General features: G+C 70.6%; 15 protein-coding genes and 3 pseudogenes. 11 read left to right on the plus strand and 7 right to left on the minus strand.

Annotation, left to right across the window (positions count from 1 at the left end):
• The first annotated feature begins 17 nt into the window (after positions 1–17).
• Genes OHT77_RS04015 through OHT77_RS04030 form a run of 4 tightly spaced genes read left to right on the plus strand, consistent with a single transcriptional unit; the run spans position 18 to position 4,481 of the window.
• A complete protein-coding gene (locus OHT77_RS04015) occupies positions 18–356 on the plus strand; it encodes an ATP-binding protein (protein WP_443048196.1) in 339 nt (112 codons plus the stop codon).
• Positions 353–1,411 carry an ATP-binding SpoIIE family protein phosphatase gene (locus OHT77_RS04020; protein ID WP_405881472.1) on the plus strand — a complete coding sequence of 353 codons (1,059 nt, stop codon included), beginning with the start codon at positions 353–355 and terminating at the stop codon, positions 1,409–1,411. The genes OHT77_RS04015 and OHT77_RS04020 overlap by 4 nt, the downstream gene beginning before the upstream one ends.
• Positions 1,412–1,429: 18 nt before the next feature.
• Positions 1,430–2,887 carry a sensor histidine kinase gene (locus OHT77_RS04025; protein ID WP_328826569.1) on the plus strand — a complete coding sequence of 486 codons (1,458 nt, stop codon included), beginning with the start codon at positions 1,430–1,432 and terminating at the stop codon, positions 2,885–2,887.
• A complete protein-coding gene (locus OHT77_RS04030; protein ID WP_328826570.1) occupies positions 2,877–4,481 on the plus strand; it encodes a fused response regulator/phosphatase in 1,605 nt (534 codons plus the stop codon). Before OHT77_RS04025 ends, OHT77_RS04030 begins: the two co-directional genes overlap by 11 nt.
• An 84-nt stretch (positions 4,482–4,565) precedes the next feature.
• On the opposite strand, the gene OHT77_RS04035 is transcribed toward OHT77_RS04030, so the two are convergent.
• The 3 genes from OHT77_RS04035 to OHT77_RS04045 form a co-directional block, all read right to left on the minus strand.
• Positions 4,566–4,940, minus strand: a complete 375-nt coding sequence (locus OHT77_RS04035) for a PRC-barrel domain containing protein (RefSeq protein WP_328826571.1) — start codon at positions 4,938–4,940, stop codon at positions 4,566–4,568.
• A 134-nt stretch (positions 4,941–5,074) separates the two neighbouring features.
• Entirely contained in the window at positions 5,075–5,245 is a 171-nt protein-coding gene (locus tag OHT77_RS04040; RefSeq protein WP_266779645.1) for a hydrophobic protein, read from the minus strand.
• A gap of 62 nt (positions 5,246–5,307) precedes the next feature.
• Entirely contained in the window at positions 5,308–5,955 is a 648-nt protein-coding gene (locus tag OHT77_RS04045) for a TetR/AcrR family transcriptional regulator (RefSeq protein WP_328826572.1), read from the minus strand.
• Positions 5,956–6,106: 151 nt separating this feature from the next.
• Here OHT77_RS04045 and OHT77_RS04050 point away from each other — a divergent pair, with 151 nt between their 5' ends.
• Entirely contained in the window at positions 6,107–7,171 is a 1,065-nt protein-coding gene (locus tag OHT77_RS04050; RefSeq protein ID WP_328826574.1) for a medium chain dehydrogenase/reductase family protein, read from the plus strand.
• A 47-nt stretch (positions 7,172–7,218) separates the two neighbouring features.
• Positions 7,219–7,806, plus strand: coding sequence for an ester cyclase (locus OHT77_RS04055; RefSeq protein ID WP_328826575.1), 588 nt, complete (start codon positions 7,219–7,221; stop codon positions 7,804–7,806).
• A gap of 13 nt (positions 7,807–7,819) precedes the next feature.
• Here OHT77_RS04055 and OHT77_RS04060 read toward each other — a convergent pair whose 3' ends face one another.
• Positions 7,820–8,254: an NUDIX domain-containing protein gene (locus tag OHT77_RS04060; protein WP_328826576.1), complete on the minus strand. Its 435-nt coding sequence runs from the start codon at positions 8,252–8,254 to the stop codon at positions 7,820–7,822.
• A gap of 363 nt (positions 8,255–8,617) precedes the next feature.
• Here OHT77_RS04060 and OHT77_RS04065 point away from each other — a divergent pair, with 363 nt between their 5' ends.
• On the plus strand, positions 8,618–9,472 hold the full coding sequence (locus OHT77_RS04065; RefSeq protein WP_328826577.1) for a chitosanase: 855 nt from the start codon (positions 8,618–8,620) through the stop codon (positions 9,470–9,472).
• On the opposite strand, the gene OHT77_RS04070 is transcribed toward OHT77_RS04065, so the two are convergent.
• Positions 9,465–9,797 (minus strand): sigma factor-like helix-turn-helix DNA-binding protein, encoded by a 333-nt coding sequence (locus OHT77_RS04070; RefSeq protein ID WP_328834146.1) that lies wholly within the window; start codon positions 9,795–9,797, stop codon positions 9,465–9,467. The genes OHT77_RS04065 and OHT77_RS04070 overlap by 8 nt on opposite strands.
• Positions 9,798–10,002: 205 nt before the next feature.
• Positions 10,003–10,209: pseudogene (locus tag OHT77_RS04075) on the minus strand (RNA polymerase sigma factor); the annotation flags it as partial.
• A 250-nt stretch (positions 10,210–10,459) separates the two neighbouring features.
• Between OHT77_RS04075 and OHT77_RS04080 the strand changes: the two are divergent.
• The 4 genes and pseudogenes from OHT77_RS04080 to OHT77_RS04095 all read left to right on the plus strand — a co-directional run.
• A pseudogene (locus OHT77_RS04080) lies at positions 10,460–10,561 on the plus strand (hypothetical protein); the annotation flags it as partial.
• Positions 10,562–10,899: 338 nt separating this feature from the next.
• Positions 10,900–11,631 (plus strand): GPR1/FUN34/YaaH family transporter, encoded by a 732-nt coding sequence (locus OHT77_RS04085; RefSeq protein ID WP_328826578.1) that lies wholly within the window; start codon positions 10,900–10,902, stop codon positions 11,629–11,631.
• Between the two features lie 227 nt (positions 11,632–11,858).
• Positions 11,859–12,248: pseudogene (locus OHT77_RS04090) on the plus strand (CocE/NonD family hydrolase); the annotation flags it as partial.
• Positions 12,249–12,381: 133 nt separating this feature from the next.
• Complete coding sequence (locus tag OHT77_RS04095) at positions 12,382–13,461, plus strand: CocE/NonD family hydrolase C-terminal non-catalytic domain-containing protein (RefSeq protein WP_328826579.1); 1,080 nt, start codon at positions 12,382–12,384, stop codon at positions 13,459–13,461.
• A 36-nt stretch (positions 13,462–13,497) separates the two neighbouring features.
• Here OHT77_RS04095 and OHT77_RS04100 read toward each other — a convergent pair whose 3' ends face one another.
• Positions 13,498–14,184 (minus strand): TetR/AcrR family transcriptional regulator, encoded by a 687-nt coding sequence (locus OHT77_RS04100; protein WP_328826581.1) that lies wholly within the window; start codon positions 14,182–14,184, stop codon positions 13,498–13,500.
• Positions 14,185–14,310: the final 126 nt, after the last annotated feature.

The raw sequence follows: 14,310 nt of genomic DNA on the forward strand, positions 1-14,310 counted from the left end.
TCCATGTCCGCCAGGCGATCCGGGCACTGGCCCAGCGGTGCGGTCTGTCCCTGGTCGACCAGACGAAGATGATCACCGCGGCCAGAGAACTCGCCCGCAACACGCTGACCTACGGCGGCGGGGGCACGGTCAGGGCCGGGCTCGTGAGCGCGAACGGCAGACGGGGTGTGGGTGCGGTCTTCGAGGACACCGGCCCGGGCATCCCCGACATCGAACAGGCCATGACGGACGGCTGGACCTCGGGCGGCGGCCTGGGGCTGGGACTGAGCGGCGCCAAGCGGCTCGTCGACGACTTCCGGCTACGCACCGCGCCCGGCGAGGGCACGGCCGTCACGATCATCAAGTGGGCGAGATGACTACCCCGACCCTGCTGGAGTCCGAGGACCTGGCGTGGTTCCGGGACGGACCCTCGCTGTCGGTGGCCGCCCGGGGCGCGGCCACCGCGCTGGCCCGGCGCATCGGGCTCAGCAGCCATCGGGCGGGCGAGGTCGCCCTCGCCGTCACCGAGGCCGCCACGAACGTGCAGCGCCACGCCGAGGACGGTGCCCTGCTGCTGCGGGTGGTGCGCTCCGGGGACACGGCCGGGGTGGAGTTCCTCACCGTGGACTCGGGGCCCGGGATGACGAACGTGCCCGCCGCCCTCGCCGACGGGACGTCCAGCGCGGGCACGCTCGGCATAGGTCTGGGCGCGGTCTCCCGGCTGGCGGACCGCTTCGACCTGCACTCGGTGCCCGGCCGCGGGACGGTCATGGCCGCCCGGTTCTGGCCGCGCACCGGCGACGGCAGGGCCGCCGTGTCCTTCCCCGACGACCCCTTCGCCGCCGGGGTGACCAGGCCGATCAGCGGGGAGACCGTGTGCGGTGACGCCTGGGCCGTCCGCGCGGTGGACGGTGACGGCGGCGGGGAGCACCCCGTGCTCCTGGTCATGCTCTGCGACGGCCTGGGCCACGGGCCGCTCGCGGAGCGCGCGAGCCAGGCCGCCGTCAGGGCGTTCCACGCCACGCAGGATCTCAGTCCCGAGGGTGTCCTCGGCGCAGTTCACCGCGCGCTGCGCGGGACGCGGGGCGGGGCGGTCGCGGTGGCAAGGATCGAACCCGCGGCGGGGCGGCTGCTGTACTGCGGCATCGGCAACGTCAGCGGCTTCCTCGTCGACGACGGTGGCCGCCGTGCCCTGTTGTCGGCCCCTGGAATCGTGGGCGCGCACATGCGGCGGCTGCGGACGTTCGAGGAGCCGCTGCCCGCGCACGGCGCGCTGGTCATGCACTCCGACGGGCTGACCGAGCGCTGGGACCCGACGGCGTTGCCGGGTCTTCTGAGTCACTCGCCGCTCGTCATGGCCGGGCAGTTGCTGCGCGAGGCCGCGGTCCGGCTGGACGACGCGTGTGCGGTCGTGATCAAGGGCGCATGGTGACCGGGGAGAGGGGCGGGCATGCCGACCGACACGGCTGAGCCGGGCCCGCGCGGCGGAGTGCTGCGCCACGATCACCCGCCGGACGCGGTCGGACGGGTGGCGTCCCTCGGCCTCACCACACCCCAGGACGTGTTCGGCCTGCGGCGCAGCGCCCAACAGGCCGCGGCTGCCGTGGCGTTGGACCAGCAGGACCAGGTCCGGCTGGCCACCGCGCTGAGTGAACTGGGCCGCGACCGGCTCGGTTGCCGCGGCCTGGAAGTCGTGTTCGCCCTGGACACCTCGGCGCAGCCGATGGCCCTCGTCATCACGTTCGTGTGGATCGGCGGGCCGCCGCCGGCCCAGGACACCCTGGACCTGGCGGCGAAGCTCGTACGGATCGAGCACGAGGCGGGCGCCACGGTCAGCCGTATCGTCGTCACCCAGCCGCTCACCGCGCCCGGGCTGACGGCGGCCGACGTGCGCGCCCGCCTGGTCAAGGTGCTCGCGGGCGGCGCCCGGTCCACCGAGGCGGACGATCTGCGCGCCCAGACCCGCGACCTGGTCGCCGCCCTGGAGGAGACCCGCGCGCAGCGGGAGGAACTCCTGCGTCTGAACGAGGAGTTGGAGGAGACCAACCGCGGAGTGCTCGCGCTCTACTCGGAGTTGACCCAGGAGCTGGAGACCACCAACAGCGGTGTGCTGGCCCTGCACTCCGAACTGGAGGACAAGCGGCACCAGTTGCTGGAGGCGAGCGAGGCCAAGACCCGCTTCTGGACCAACATCAGCCACGAGCTGCGCACTCCGGTGAACTCCGTGGTCGCGCTCTCCGCCCTGCTGCTGGCGCCCAGTTCGCCACCGCTCACCGGGGAGCAGCGGGAACAGGTCGACCTCATCGCGTCCTCCGGCCGCACCCTCCTGTCGCTGGTGAACGACCTCTTGGACGTCGCGAAGGCCGAGGCGGGTCACGTCGACATCCATCCTCAACCGGTGGATCTGCGGCTGCTGTTCGCCCACCTCGGCACTCTCCTGCTGAGCAGCCCCAACCCGGACCAGGTCACCCTCGTCACCCCCGGTCTCGAACAGCAGCCGTCCCTGGTGACCGACGAGACGCTGCTGATCCGCATCCTGCGCAACCTGCTGTCCAACGCCCTGAAGTTCACCGAGCGGGGCGAGGTGCACCTCGACGTGGCCGTGGACCCCGAACTCTCCCAGCACGCCGTCCTGTTCACCGTCACGGACACCGGAGTGGGCATCCCCGCCGACGAACTAGGCCGGGTCTTCGAGGCGTTCTACCAAGTCCGCGGCCCCCACCAGAAGGGACGCCCCGGCACCGGCCTCGGCCTGCCCTACGCCCGCACGCTCACCGAACTGCTCGGCGGCTCCCTCACCCTCACCAGCACCGCGGGGGTCGGCACCCGGGTCCAGGTGCGCCTGCCGGACCTCGGCCGGGAACCCGCCCAGGAACCGGACAGCGGAGGTTCGGACCATGCCCGATAGGGTCCAGGACCCCTCACCCGCGACCGTCCTGGTCATCGACGACAACGAGACGAACCGCTACGTCCTGACGAGCTGGCTCCGGCGCGCGGGACACACGGTCATCGGCGTCGCCACCGGTGAACAGGGACTCGCGCGGCTGAACTCCGCCGAGAGCGCGCTGCCCGACCTCGCCATCATCGATGTGCTGCTGCCCGACATGAGCGGCTTCGAGGTCAGCGAACGCCTCAAGGGCGACCCGCGGACGGTCCATCTGCCGATCATCCAGATCTCCGCCGCCGCCACCAGCGCCGACGACCATGCCGAGGGGCTGCGCCGGGGCGCGGACGCCTATCTCGACCAGCCCATCGACCCCGGCGAACTCCTCGCCACGGTCACCGCCACCCTGCGCTACGCCCGGGCCCGCCAGCGCGCCGAACGGCTCGCGCGACGCCTCATCGCCCTGAACGCGGCGACGCTGGACGTGTACAGCGCCGTGGGTTTCCACTCGTTCGCCTCTGCGGCCACCGGCGGCGCGGCCGGGGTGCTGGACACTCCGGCCAGCGCGGTGTTCCTCTCGCCCCAGGCGCAGGCCGTGCACAGCATGATCGACGACCCGCGGACCCCCGTGCGCACGCATCCGGCCCATGCCGGCCTCCTGGACCAGCTGGCGGCCCAGGGCCTGAACCAGGACACCGGGGTCGCGGTCGTCCGCATCCCGCACGACCGGTGGCGAGCGCTGCTGCCGGGCGACCACCTGCCCGGCGAGATCGCGCTCGCGGTGGCCCGTACCAAGCGCGGCCGTCCCCCGGTCTGTCTTGCCGTCCCCGCGACCGCCCTGGGCAGTGCCGACGACGAGCAGCTCTTCCAGCAGCTGGCCAACGCGAGCGCCCTCGCCCTGGAGGCCCTGCGCACGTACAACGAGGAACGCACCCTGGGTCTGGCGCTGCAACGCTCCTTCCTGCCAAAGGAGTTGCCGACGGTCCCCGGCGTCGAACTGGCCTTCCGCTACGTCCCGGCCTCCGAACACGCCGAGATCGGCGGGGACTTCTACGAGGCGGTGCGGACGGTCGACGGCCTGCTGCTCGCCATCGGGGACGTCGTCGGGCACTCGGTGACGGCCGCGACCGTGATGGGCGAGGTACGGCACGCGCTGCGCGCCTACGCCATCGAGGGCCACCCGCCGCACCGCATCCTGGAACGCCTGGAAACCCTGCTCGGTCAGTCGCAGCCCGGTGTCACGGTCACCCTCTGCCTGGTCCTCGTCACCCCGCACGACCGCCGGCTGCACATCGCCAACGCCGGCCACATCCCGCCCCTGGTGATCGACCCGCAGCACGGCCCGCGGTTCCACCACCCCCACGGTCCGCTGCTCGGCCTGGGACTCCCGCATCCGCCGCCCACCGTCCTGCCGGCCCCGCCCGGCACCCGTCTGCTCCTGGTCACGGACGGTCTCGTGGAGGTGCGCACCGCCCATCTCGACGCCACGCTCGGCGAGTTCAGCGACGCGGTCATGGAAGGCCCCGCCGATCTCGAGGAGTTGTGCGAGGTGCTGCTCGCGCGTTTCGGTCACAACAAGGACGACGACATCGCCCTGATCGCCGCCCTGTTCTCGTAGGCGGGCGACCTCGCCGACGACATGCGAAAGCCCCGGGACTCCTTGCGGAATCCCGGGGCCGTGGTGCTCGCGGCAGCTGCCGGATCAGACGAGCGGGCCGCCGAAGGGACCGCCTCGGCCTGTGCCGTAGTACGTGCCGACCTGGTCGTGGTAACCCCGGTCGCCGAGGTGCTTCTCCCGGTCGAACTCCGGGGCGTCCTTGATCTGTTGCTTGGTGAGGCCGACGGAGACCTTCTTCTCGTTCGGGTCGATGCTCACCACCGTGCTCGCCGGGAGCAGGACCTCCTTGCCGAAGATCCACACACCCGTGTCGACCACCAGGTAGGAGTCGTCGACCTCGTCGGAGTGCTTGTCGACCTTGCCGATGCTGCCGTCCGTCGCCTCGACCTTGAATCCCGTCAGGTCGGTGCCCGGCTGGTGGCCCGAATCGGCCTGGTAACCCCATACGTTGTCCGTCATGCGAAACCTCCCCTTGCAGTGCGTGAATACCGAGGAAGCCCGTCCGGTATTGCGGTGGGCGTCCCTCGGCAGGTCGAGTGCCCACCGTTTTCCGTCCCACACAATTTTATTGTTCGCCTACGCTCCGCATGAGGTCACCACCGGTACCAACGGCCCCTCGAACCACCGCTTCCGGCACTGCGGAAGACGAATCCCAGGAGCCACAGAACAGCTACGACGACGGCGACCCACCAGAGAAAGTGAAGGGCGAATCCGGCGCCGCCCAATATCAGGGCGAGGAGAAGTACAAGAATCAACACAGCCATGTCGATTCCCCTTTCCGAAAGGCCGCGATACCCGCTTTTCCGTATGACCCGCCCGCCCTCCCCTACCGCTCCGCCAGCCCGGCCAGTTCCGCGTCGAAGAACATCGCCGGGTCGAACCCCATGCCGTTGAAGTGGCCCGCGAGTTCGAGGGACAGCACGCCGTGCAGGCGGGTCCAGAAGGTCAGGGCGCGATGGAGGGCCGCGGGCGGGGCGGGGTGGTCGCCCGCCCAGTGCCGGTGGGCCTGGAGGTCGAGTTCGAACGCGCTCGCGGGACCGTCCGCGGACAGTTCCGTGCTCGCGTCCAGAAGGAACGCCATGATCTCGGACGCGATCCCGGTGATGTCGTCGGGCGCGTGGTAGCCGGGGACCGGTGTGCCGTAGATGAGGAAGTAGCGCTGCGGGTCGGCGAGGGCCCAGTCGCGCAGGGCGTGGGCCAGGCCTGACATGTCGGTGCCGGACTCGGCGGCTGCGTGGAAGACGTCGGCGAGGCTGCGGTACGCGTCCCGGATGAGTTCGGTGATCAGGTCGTCGCGGCTGGCGAAGTACCGGTAGAGAGCGGGGCCGCTCATGCCCATGCGCTTGGCGATCGCGTTGAGGGAGAGCGCGGAGGCGCCCGCCGTGGCGATCTGCTCGCGTGCGTGCTCCTTGACCTCCGCGCGGACCTGCTCGCGATAGCGCTCGCGTGGGGTCTTCGTGCCCGTTTCCGCCATGACCGGCCGCCTTCCGCTCCCACTCGACTACACACTGAAGCTTCAGTTAGAAGCTATCACGATTGCTATTGACGACCCCTTCTCGCGTGAGTTACAACTTATAACGAACACGAAGACACCTAGCTCGCAGCGGATCGCAGTGGAGGTCACCATGAACAGCACCGACAGCACGCACGGCGCGGACAGCACCACCGAGGCACTCGTCGAGGTCGTCCTGCCCGGCAAGGTGGAGCCCGAGGGCCTGGAGGTCCGGCACGGGTCGGTTCCCGTCGCGGGCCCCGGCCGGGTCGTGGTCCGGATGGAGGCGACCGGGGTGTCCTTCGCCGAGCAGCAGATGCGGCGTGGGAAGTACTACGACCAGCCGCCGTTCCCGTTCGTCCCCGGCTACGACCTGGTGGGCACCGTCCAGAGCACCGGCGCCGGTGTCGAGCCGGGCCTTGCCGGCACCCGGGTGGCCGCACTGGTCAAGGTCGGCGGCTGGGCCAGCCATGTGCTGGTCGACGCGGCCGACGTGGTGCCGGTGCCCGAGGGGATCGGCGCGGCCGAGGCGGAGACGGTCGTCGTGAACGGCATCACCGCCTGGCAGATGCTGCACCGCAAGGCACGCGTCCGCACCGGCCAGACGATCCTGGTGCACGGGGCGAACGGCGGGGTGGGCACGGTCCTGGTCCAACTCGCCCACGCCGCGGGGGTGCACGTGATCGGCACGGCCTCCCCGCGCCACCACGACGCGCTCCGCGAGCAGGGCGTCGAGCCCATCGACTACCGCACCCCGGACCTCGCGGCCCGCGTCCGCGAGCTCTCCCCGCGCGGTGTGGACGCCGTCTTCGACCACGTCGGCGGCCCCAGCGTCGTCCGCTCCTGGCACCTTCTCGCCCCCGGCGGCACGCTCGTCTCCTACGGCAGCGCCTCCACCCGTGACGACGGGGGCTCCAAGCAGCTGCCGGTGCTCAAGATCCTGGGCCGCGTCTGGACGTGGAACGCGCTGCCGAACGGCCGTCACGCCTACTTCTTCAACGTCTGGGCCGGGCGCGCGCTGAACAAGAACAAGTTCCGCGCCCAGTTGAGCGCCGACCTCACGCAGGTCTTCGCGGCCCTCCAGCGCGGTGAGGTCAACGCCCGGATAGCGGCTCAACTCCCGCTCGCCCGCGTCTCGGACGCCGTCCGCCTGGCCGAGTCCGGCACGGTCGCCGGCAAGGTCGTCCTGATCCCGTGACGCGCCGTTCCCTGCCCACTCCCCCATCTCGCCCGGAAGGCCCCGCCGTGACCAGCGTCCCGCCCACTCGCACCACCCGACACCACCGCGCCCGGCTGCTCGTCCCGGCGGCGCTGGCCGCCCTCGCCTGCACGGCCATGACCGCCACGGCCTCGGACGCGTCCCCGAAGAGCACCACGACGACCACGGTCACGACCGCCCGAAGCCACGGCGACGTCCAGCGGCCCAAGGTGATGCTCGACAACTGGCTCCGGCTCTGGAACGGCGATTACGACCGGGCCCCGGGCATCATCTCCCCCGCCTTCCGCGTCCATGCCGCCCTGCTCGACGGCGGTGACGGCAGCTCGATCCGGGGTGCCGACGGCCTGGTCGCATGGATCAAGCAGACCCGCGCCGCCTTCCCCGACCTCCGCTTCACCGAGCAGGTCACCCCGCTGATCGACAAACGGCACGCCTCCGTGCGGTGGACGGCCACCGGGACCTACGCGGGCGGCTTCCCCGGAGCCAAGGCCGAGCCCGGGACGGTGGTCACCTTCACCGGCACCGACACACTCCGGATGCGCGACGGCAGGTTCGTGGAATACTGGGTCAACACCGACACCCTCCAACTCCTCACCCAGCTCAAGGTGTTGTGACCCCGTGTGGCCGTCAGGCGCCCCAGTCCTCGACATGCGCGAGCACGTAGTCGGCCAGCTCGGGCGGCTGAAGATTCAGGGCCGCCACGGCGGAACGGCTGACGTCGACCCGCACCGGTTCGAAGAGGCCCGTGTCGGGGTCGTCGAGTTCCGGACCGTGACGGAGATCAAGGTCCATGGCAACCAGGTCGGCAAGGAAGTAATGCTGGACGACGGTGCTCGTCCCGCGCGGTTCGGTCAGCGTCAGGAACTCGGTGGCCGGACCGATCGTGGCCCCGATCTCCTCCAACACCTCGCGGCGCAGGGCCGCTTCGAGGTCCGCGTCCTCGGGCTCGACACTCCCGCCGACCGTCGTGCAGTACGGATCGCCGCCGGGCCAGCCCCGCTTCAGGAACACCAGGTGACCGTCGTCGAGGAGCACGACCCGCGCCTTGTGACGAACCCTCATGCCCTCAACGGTAGTGGGCCGAGCGGCAGTTCACCCCCGAAGCCGCGTGCCAGTACCGGGTGTCCCGGTCCACGGCGGAGCACGGGGCAAACTTCACCGTTGCGGCCGTCGCCGGTCGACCAGGGGCACGCCTCCCGGGACCCGGTGATCGACACCCGGCGTCGGAGCGTCGCCGAGGTGGCCGGTGCGACAAGGGCGGGCAAACCGTCAAGCATCGCCCTCGCACACCCACGCGACTCTCGTTCATAGCTACGAACTTGGCTCCCGGTGGGTGCCGTCCACCCCGAACCTCTGATAGTTAACTTTCCTATCAGTTCGGCGGTACGACCAACTCCCCACCCCCCACCACCCTTTGGAGTCCCCGTGGTCCACCCGTTCCACGACGCTGCGCCCTCCGAGCCGACGAGCCCCTCGCGTCGGACGCTCCTCGCGCTCATCGGCGTGTCGCTCGCGGCGGCGCCTCTGCTGCGCGCCCCGCAGGCCTCGGCCGCTCCCTCGGCCGCCGCGGCGGTCGGCCTCGACGACCCGGCGAAGAAGGAGATCGCCATGAAGCTGGTGTCGAGCGCCGAGAACTCCTCCCTCGACTGGAAGGCCCAGTACAAGTACATCGAGGACATAGGCGACGGCCGTGGCTACACCGCCGGCATCATCGGCTTCTGCTCGGGCACCGGCGACATGCTCGACCTCGTCCAGCTCTACGCGACCCGCAAGCCCGGCAACGTCCTCGCCAAGTACCTGCCCGCGCTCCGCAACGTCAACGGCACCGACTCGCACTCCGGACTCGACCCGAACTTCCCCAAGGACTGGCGCACCGCGGCCCAGGACACGGTGTTCCAGCAGGCGCAGAACGACGAGCGCGACCGGGTGTACTTCAACCCGGCCGTCAGCCAGGGCAAGACCGACGGGCTGCGGGTGCTGGGCCAGTTCACGTACTACGACGCCATCGTCATGCACGGCGACGGCGACGACCCCACCAGCTTCCGCAACATCCGCGCCCGCGCGCTGCGTTCGGCCAAGCCGCCGGCCCAGGGCGGCAACGAGACGACGTACCTCAACGCCTTCCTCGACGCGCGCGTGTGGGCCATGAAGCAGGAGGAGGCCCACAGTGACACCACCCGCGTCGACACCGAGCAGCGTGTCTTCCTCCGCAACGGCAACTTCGACCTCAACACACCGCTGACCTGGAAGGTGTACGGGGACAGCTACACCATCAACTGACCTTTCCCGCCCGCTCGTTGAGCGGTAGCGCGAGCGGACGGAGCGGCGCCAGGGCCTTCGGGTACGGGTCCTGGCGCCGCTCCACGAGGCGGACCGGCCCCGCGGCGGCCAGCAGTTCGTGGACCTCGGCCCGGCTGGCGCGGAGCCGTTGCGCGGCATCTCCGTGCGGGGCATCCGCCGTGGCGGCGAGGGCGGTTGCCAGTTTGGCCCGGCCCTGGCTGAGGCGGCTGCGGACCGTGTCGACCGGTGTGCCGCAGACCTCCGCGATCCGTTCGTAGGAGGTGATCCCGGTGGCGAAGTAGCGCAGTACCAGCGGCGTGCGCAGGACCGGGGGACAGCTCCGCCAGTGCCTCCCACACCCAGTCCCGCAGCGCGTTCCGTTCGAGCCACTGCTCCGGTCCCAAGTGCGCTGACGGGAGCGGCAGTTCGCTCACCGGCCGGACCGCGGCCGACTCCCGCTGCACCAGCCGGGCGGCGTTGCGCACGACCATCCGCAGCCACGCGCCCACCGCCGCCGGTTCACGGACGTCGCCGATCCGCAGCAACGCCGTCAGCGCGGCTTCCTGCATCACGTCGTCGGCGTCCGCACCCGGACCGAGGATACTCACCGCGACGGCACGCATCCCGGCCCGGTGCCGCTCCAACAGCAGTCCCAGCGCGGCGACTTCACCCGCCTGTGCCGCGCGGGTGAGCGCCGCGTCCTCCTTGTATACCGCCCCCGCGACGTCCCCCATCATGAGCCCTTTCGGCACCTGGTTCCGCTGGTTCCGGGCACCCCGGCGGGCACCCGTCGAGACAGGTGGATGGCGGCCACCGGCTCCTGGGAGAGGTGGTCGGCGTCGAGTACGACCAGGTAACTGCGGTTGCGGCAAGCCCTGCTCGCCCACCGCGAGGGCGCCAGGATCGTCGGCGGCAGCTACGCCGCGAAACGGCACAGCCTGACCCTCGGGGAACGCCTCGTCGGCGTCATCCCAACTCTTCTCCACCCCCGTCGAGGAGATCCTCAACTTCGACGACCGTTTCGCGTTCGGACTCGGGCTCATCCTCGGCGGCCTCCGCGAGCAGATCCCGGGAAAGGATCTTCCCTGAGGGCACCCCCACCCTCGTTTCGGAGAATATATCTCCACTTTCTTCGGCCCGGGAAGCCCCGCGACGCGACTCTCCCCGACGCTCACCCGCCCGCTCCGGGCGATGCGATGAGCACCCCTTCCCACCTGCGACGATGCGCGAAATCCGCGCGCTGACGACGCACCCCTGAAGCCGTCCCCGCCCCGTCGACGGCCGCCCCCGACGCCGCGTCCGGGGCGTTTTCCACTTCGGTTCGATCCCTTGACAGTGCCATCAGGCCGTTCCCAAACTACCGACCATTCGGTTGACGGCCTGGGTCGTATGCCCCCGCCGTCGACATTTCCAGAAGGGTGATCACCATGGCTGAAGTGTCGCTTCCCGATGCCCAGAGCCCGCCGGTTCGCGCAGTCACCACGTCTCACATCGGTCACGCGACAGCCGTGGGGGCGGCCGGGTTCGCGTGGTGCTCGCTCATCCTGGGCCTGCACACCGCCGGGATCATCGACGCGGCCGACGGCACGATCGTGCTGGCGGGCACGTTCTTCTACGGCGGCATCGTCCAACTCGTGGCGGGATTTTTCGCGTTGGCGTCCGGCGCGACCTTCGCGGCGGCGTTCCTGACGGCGTACGGGGCGTTCTGGCTCGGCTACACCGTCATCGAGTTCTGGGCGGCGCCGCACATCGCCGGAGCGGCGGCGGCCGCGGCGAAGGCCGGCGGTGCGTCGGCGGAGGCCTCGGCGGCGGCGGGCGGACATGCCGTGATGCAGTCGCTGGGGCTGTTCCTCATCGGCTGGCTGGTCGTGACGCTGGTCTTCGGCATCGCGAGTCTGGGCACGAACGGCGTGATCGTGAGCGCGTTCGCCCTGCTGACGCTGACGATCGTGCTGCTGGTGACCGCCTATCTGGGCGCTTCCAGCGCGGGCGTGCCGAGCGACTCGGTGCTGAAGACCGCGGGTTACGTCGAGATCGTGCTGGCCGCCGTCGCCTTCTACCTGGTCCTGGCGGAGCTGACCAACGACATCCGCGGGCGTGCCGTGCTCCCGCTCTTCGCCCTGAACCGCGCCCCGCAGGCCGCCGCGCAAGCCGCCTGACCGGCGTGGCACCCGCATCCACTTCAAGGAGCCGCATGAAGAAGCCCAAGGCGAGAGCACGGCTCAAGCCTCCCCGCAGGGTCTCCGTCCTGAGCAGCGCCTCCGCGGTGCTCCTCCTCCTGGCCGCAGGCCGGACGACGGCCACCGCACTCCCCGCGCACAAGGCCAACTGGACGCCACCGGCCGCCAGTTACGCCGCGAGCGCTCCCGTCCACACCACCGTCACGATGGACGACGGGGTGAAGATCGCCGTCGAGGTCGTCTACCCGACCGACCCGGCCACCGGCGCCCGCGCCTCGGGCCCGTTCCCGGTGCTCCTCACGCAGAATCCGTACGGCGCGCAGCGCTCCGACCCGGCGGACAGCGGCACTTATTTCGTGCAGCGCGGCTACATCTACGTGGCCTCCGCGATCCGCGGGACCGGCGACTCCGGCGGGCAGGTCGACTGGTTCGGTTCCCGGCAGGGGAAGGACGGGGCCAACCTGGTCGACTGGGCAGCCCACACGCTGTCGGGGTCCAACGGCAAGGTGGGGCTTGACGGTTGCTCCTACCTCGGGGTGAACCAGTGGTTCACCGCGGCGGCCGTGGGCAAGGACTCCGCGCTCAAGGCCATCACCCCCTTCTGCACCGACTCGGACTTCTACAACGACCTCACGGCCGACGGCGGTATCCCCACCCCCTTCGTCGCCGGCATCGCACAGGCCGAGCCGCGCGGCCCCGAGGGACGACCCCGCCACCGACCCGCAGTCGGTGACCATCGCCCAGCAGGCGACGGGTGGTTCACGCTCGTACGACGACGCGTACTGGCAGTCCCTCGACGTGCAGAAGCTCATGCCGAAGATCGTCGCCAACAACATCCCGGCGCTGACCGAGGCGGGCTGGAACGACCTCTTCCCCGGCGGGAACCTGGGCGCCTACGTGGCCGCCCAAAACGCCTACCACCACCGGCCGTTGACCGAGCCGATCACCTCCGGCGAGGCCGTCACCGGCCGCTACCAGGCGATCGTCGGCCCCTGGACCCACGGCGAGCACGTCAACGAGGAGACCCTTCAGGCCATCCGTCTGGAGTGGTTCGACACCTGGCTCAAGAACGCGCCCACCGGCATGGCCAACACGTCGACTCCCCTGCACCTGTTCGAGAACGGCGCGAACACCTGGGTCGACAGCGCGGCCTGGCCCCTGTCGTCCGACGCCAAGACCTACTACCTGGGCGACGGCTCCCTCACCCCCGGCAGGCCGAAGGCCCAGGGCAGCGACTCGCTCGCGTGGAGTGCGGCGACGACGGCCAACACCCTGACGTACACCACCGCCCCGCTCACCAAGGCGGCCCTGCTCAACGGCCCGACCGACGTCACCCTCTACGCCAAGTCGACAACGCCCGAAGCCGAGTTGTCGGCGAAGCTGAGCATCGTCGCGCCGGACGGAACGGTGACCAAGCAGGCCGACGGCATCCTCCTGGGCAGCCAGCGCGCCCTGGACACCGGGGAGAGCTGGTACGGCTCCAACGGCAGCCTCCTCAAGCCCAGTCACCCCTTCACGCAGGCGTCGCAGCGCCCGGTCACCCCGGGCCAGACGACCCGCTACGACATCTCGCTGCTGTCCAACTTCACCAGGATCCCGGCCGGTTACCGCATCCAGATCAGCGTCAACAGCCAACCCCCGGCCGACTTCCACTCCCCCGTCGCCCCGACCCCGCAGGAACTGGCGAACCTGGCCGGTGGCGTCTACACCGTGGAACACTCCCCGCAGGCGGCGTCCTTCGTCAACCTGCCGCTCACAAAGCCGAGTTCGGCCACCCCGAGCCGCGACAACTGGGGACCGTCCTCCTGAATCACGGGTGGCAGGTCTGTCGTACGGACAGGCCTGCTACTCCTCCGTCGGGGCCGGCCGTACCAGCCCCATCACCTGCTCCACCGTCTCGTTGCTCAGACCCGGTGTCGTCAGCGGCAGGTTGTCGGGACGCTGCCGGATGCCGTTCAGCATGATCTCGAAGTAGCGGCGCCAGACGTCGGGCCGCTTGCCCTGGGTGAACTGGCTGGCGGCGCTGAGCATCTGCACCATGACGGGGATGTCCGAGGGTGTGATCTCGGGACGCAGGTCCCCGCTCTCCTGCGCCCGCCGGATCAGCGCCTCCAGGAAGGGGAGCATCCCGCCCCGCACGGTCTCCATGGGCTCTGAACTGTGGCTCCCCAGCATGATCACTTCTTGCAGGCCGCGGTTCTCGGCGAGGTCGGCGCCCATCTCCGTCAGGAAGTCCACGAACCCTTCCCAGGGATCGGGGTGCGCGAGTGCCCGCTCCGCGGATGCCTGCCGCATCCCGAGGTCCTGCTCGAACAGGGCCCGCACCAGGGTCTCCTTGTCGGGGAAGCGCCGGTACACCGTGCCGACCCCGACCCCCGCGTGCCGGGCCACGTCGTCGAGCGTGACGCTCAGCCCGTGCCGGCCGAAGACCTCGCGGGCGGCCCGCAGGATCTTCTCCCGGTTGAGGGCGGCGTCGCGCCTCAGCGGGCGGTCGCCCTCCGTGGGAGCACCAGCCCCGGAACCCTCAGCCATAACCTCATGTTAACCCTGTTGATCACAGGCCGGTTTGGCCGATCCGCGCCCCTTCCCGACGGCACCCCGCGGAAAACGTTGCAACCACCACCGGGGTACACTGACGCCGCCCAGGAGAACCGCGTC

Origin of the sequence: Streptomyces sp. NBC_00252 (assembly GCF_036187565.1) — a bacterium.
GTDB lineage: Bacteria > Actinomycetota > Actinomycetes > Streptomycetales > Streptomycetaceae > Streptomyces.

What these genes read in the sequence shown, in the direction of transcription:
- OHT77_RS04020 (WP_405881472.1), top strand. Translation starts at nt 353, where the DNA reads ATGACTACCCCGACCCTGCTGGAGTCCGAGGACCTGGCGTGGTTCCGG.
- OHT77_RS04025 (WP_328826569.1), top strand. Translation starts at nt 1,430, where the DNA reads ATGCCGACCGACACGGCTGAGCCGGGCCCGCGCGGCGGAGTGCTGCGC.
- OHT77_RS04030 (WP_328826570.1), top strand. Translation starts at nt 2,877, where the DNA reads ATGCCCGATAGGGTCCAGGACCCCTCACCCGCGACCGTCCTGGTCATC.
- OHT77_RS04035 (WP_328826571.1), bottom strand. Translation starts at nt 4,940, where the DNA reads ATGACGGACAACGTATGGGGTTACCAGGCCGATTCGGGCCACCAGCCG.
- OHT77_RS04040 (WP_266779645.1), bottom strand. Translation starts at nt 5,245, where the DNA reads ATGGCTGTGTTGATTCTTGTACTTCTCCTCGCCCTGATATTGGGCGGC.
- OHT77_RS04045 (WP_328826572.1), bottom strand. Translation starts at nt 5,955, where the DNA reads ATGGCGGAAACGGGCACGAAGACCCCACGCGAGCGCTATCGCGAGCAG.
- OHT77_RS04050 (WP_328826574.1), top strand. Translation starts at nt 6,107, where the DNA reads ATGAACAGCACCGACAGCACGCACGGCGCGGACAGCACCACCGAGGCA.
- OHT77_RS04060 (WP_328826576.1), bottom strand. Translation starts at nt 8,254, where the DNA reads ATGAGGGTTCGTCACAAGGCGCGGGTCGTGCTCCTCGACGACGGTCAC.
- OHT77_RS04085 (WP_328826578.1), top strand. Translation starts at nt 10,900, where the DNA reads ATGGCTGAAGTGTCGCTTCCCGATGCCCAGAGCCCGCCGGTTCGCGCA.
- OHT77_RS04100 (WP_328826581.1), bottom strand. Translation starts at nt 14,184, where the DNA reads ATGGCTGAGGGTTCCGGGGCTGGTGCTCCCACGGAGGGCGACCGCCCG.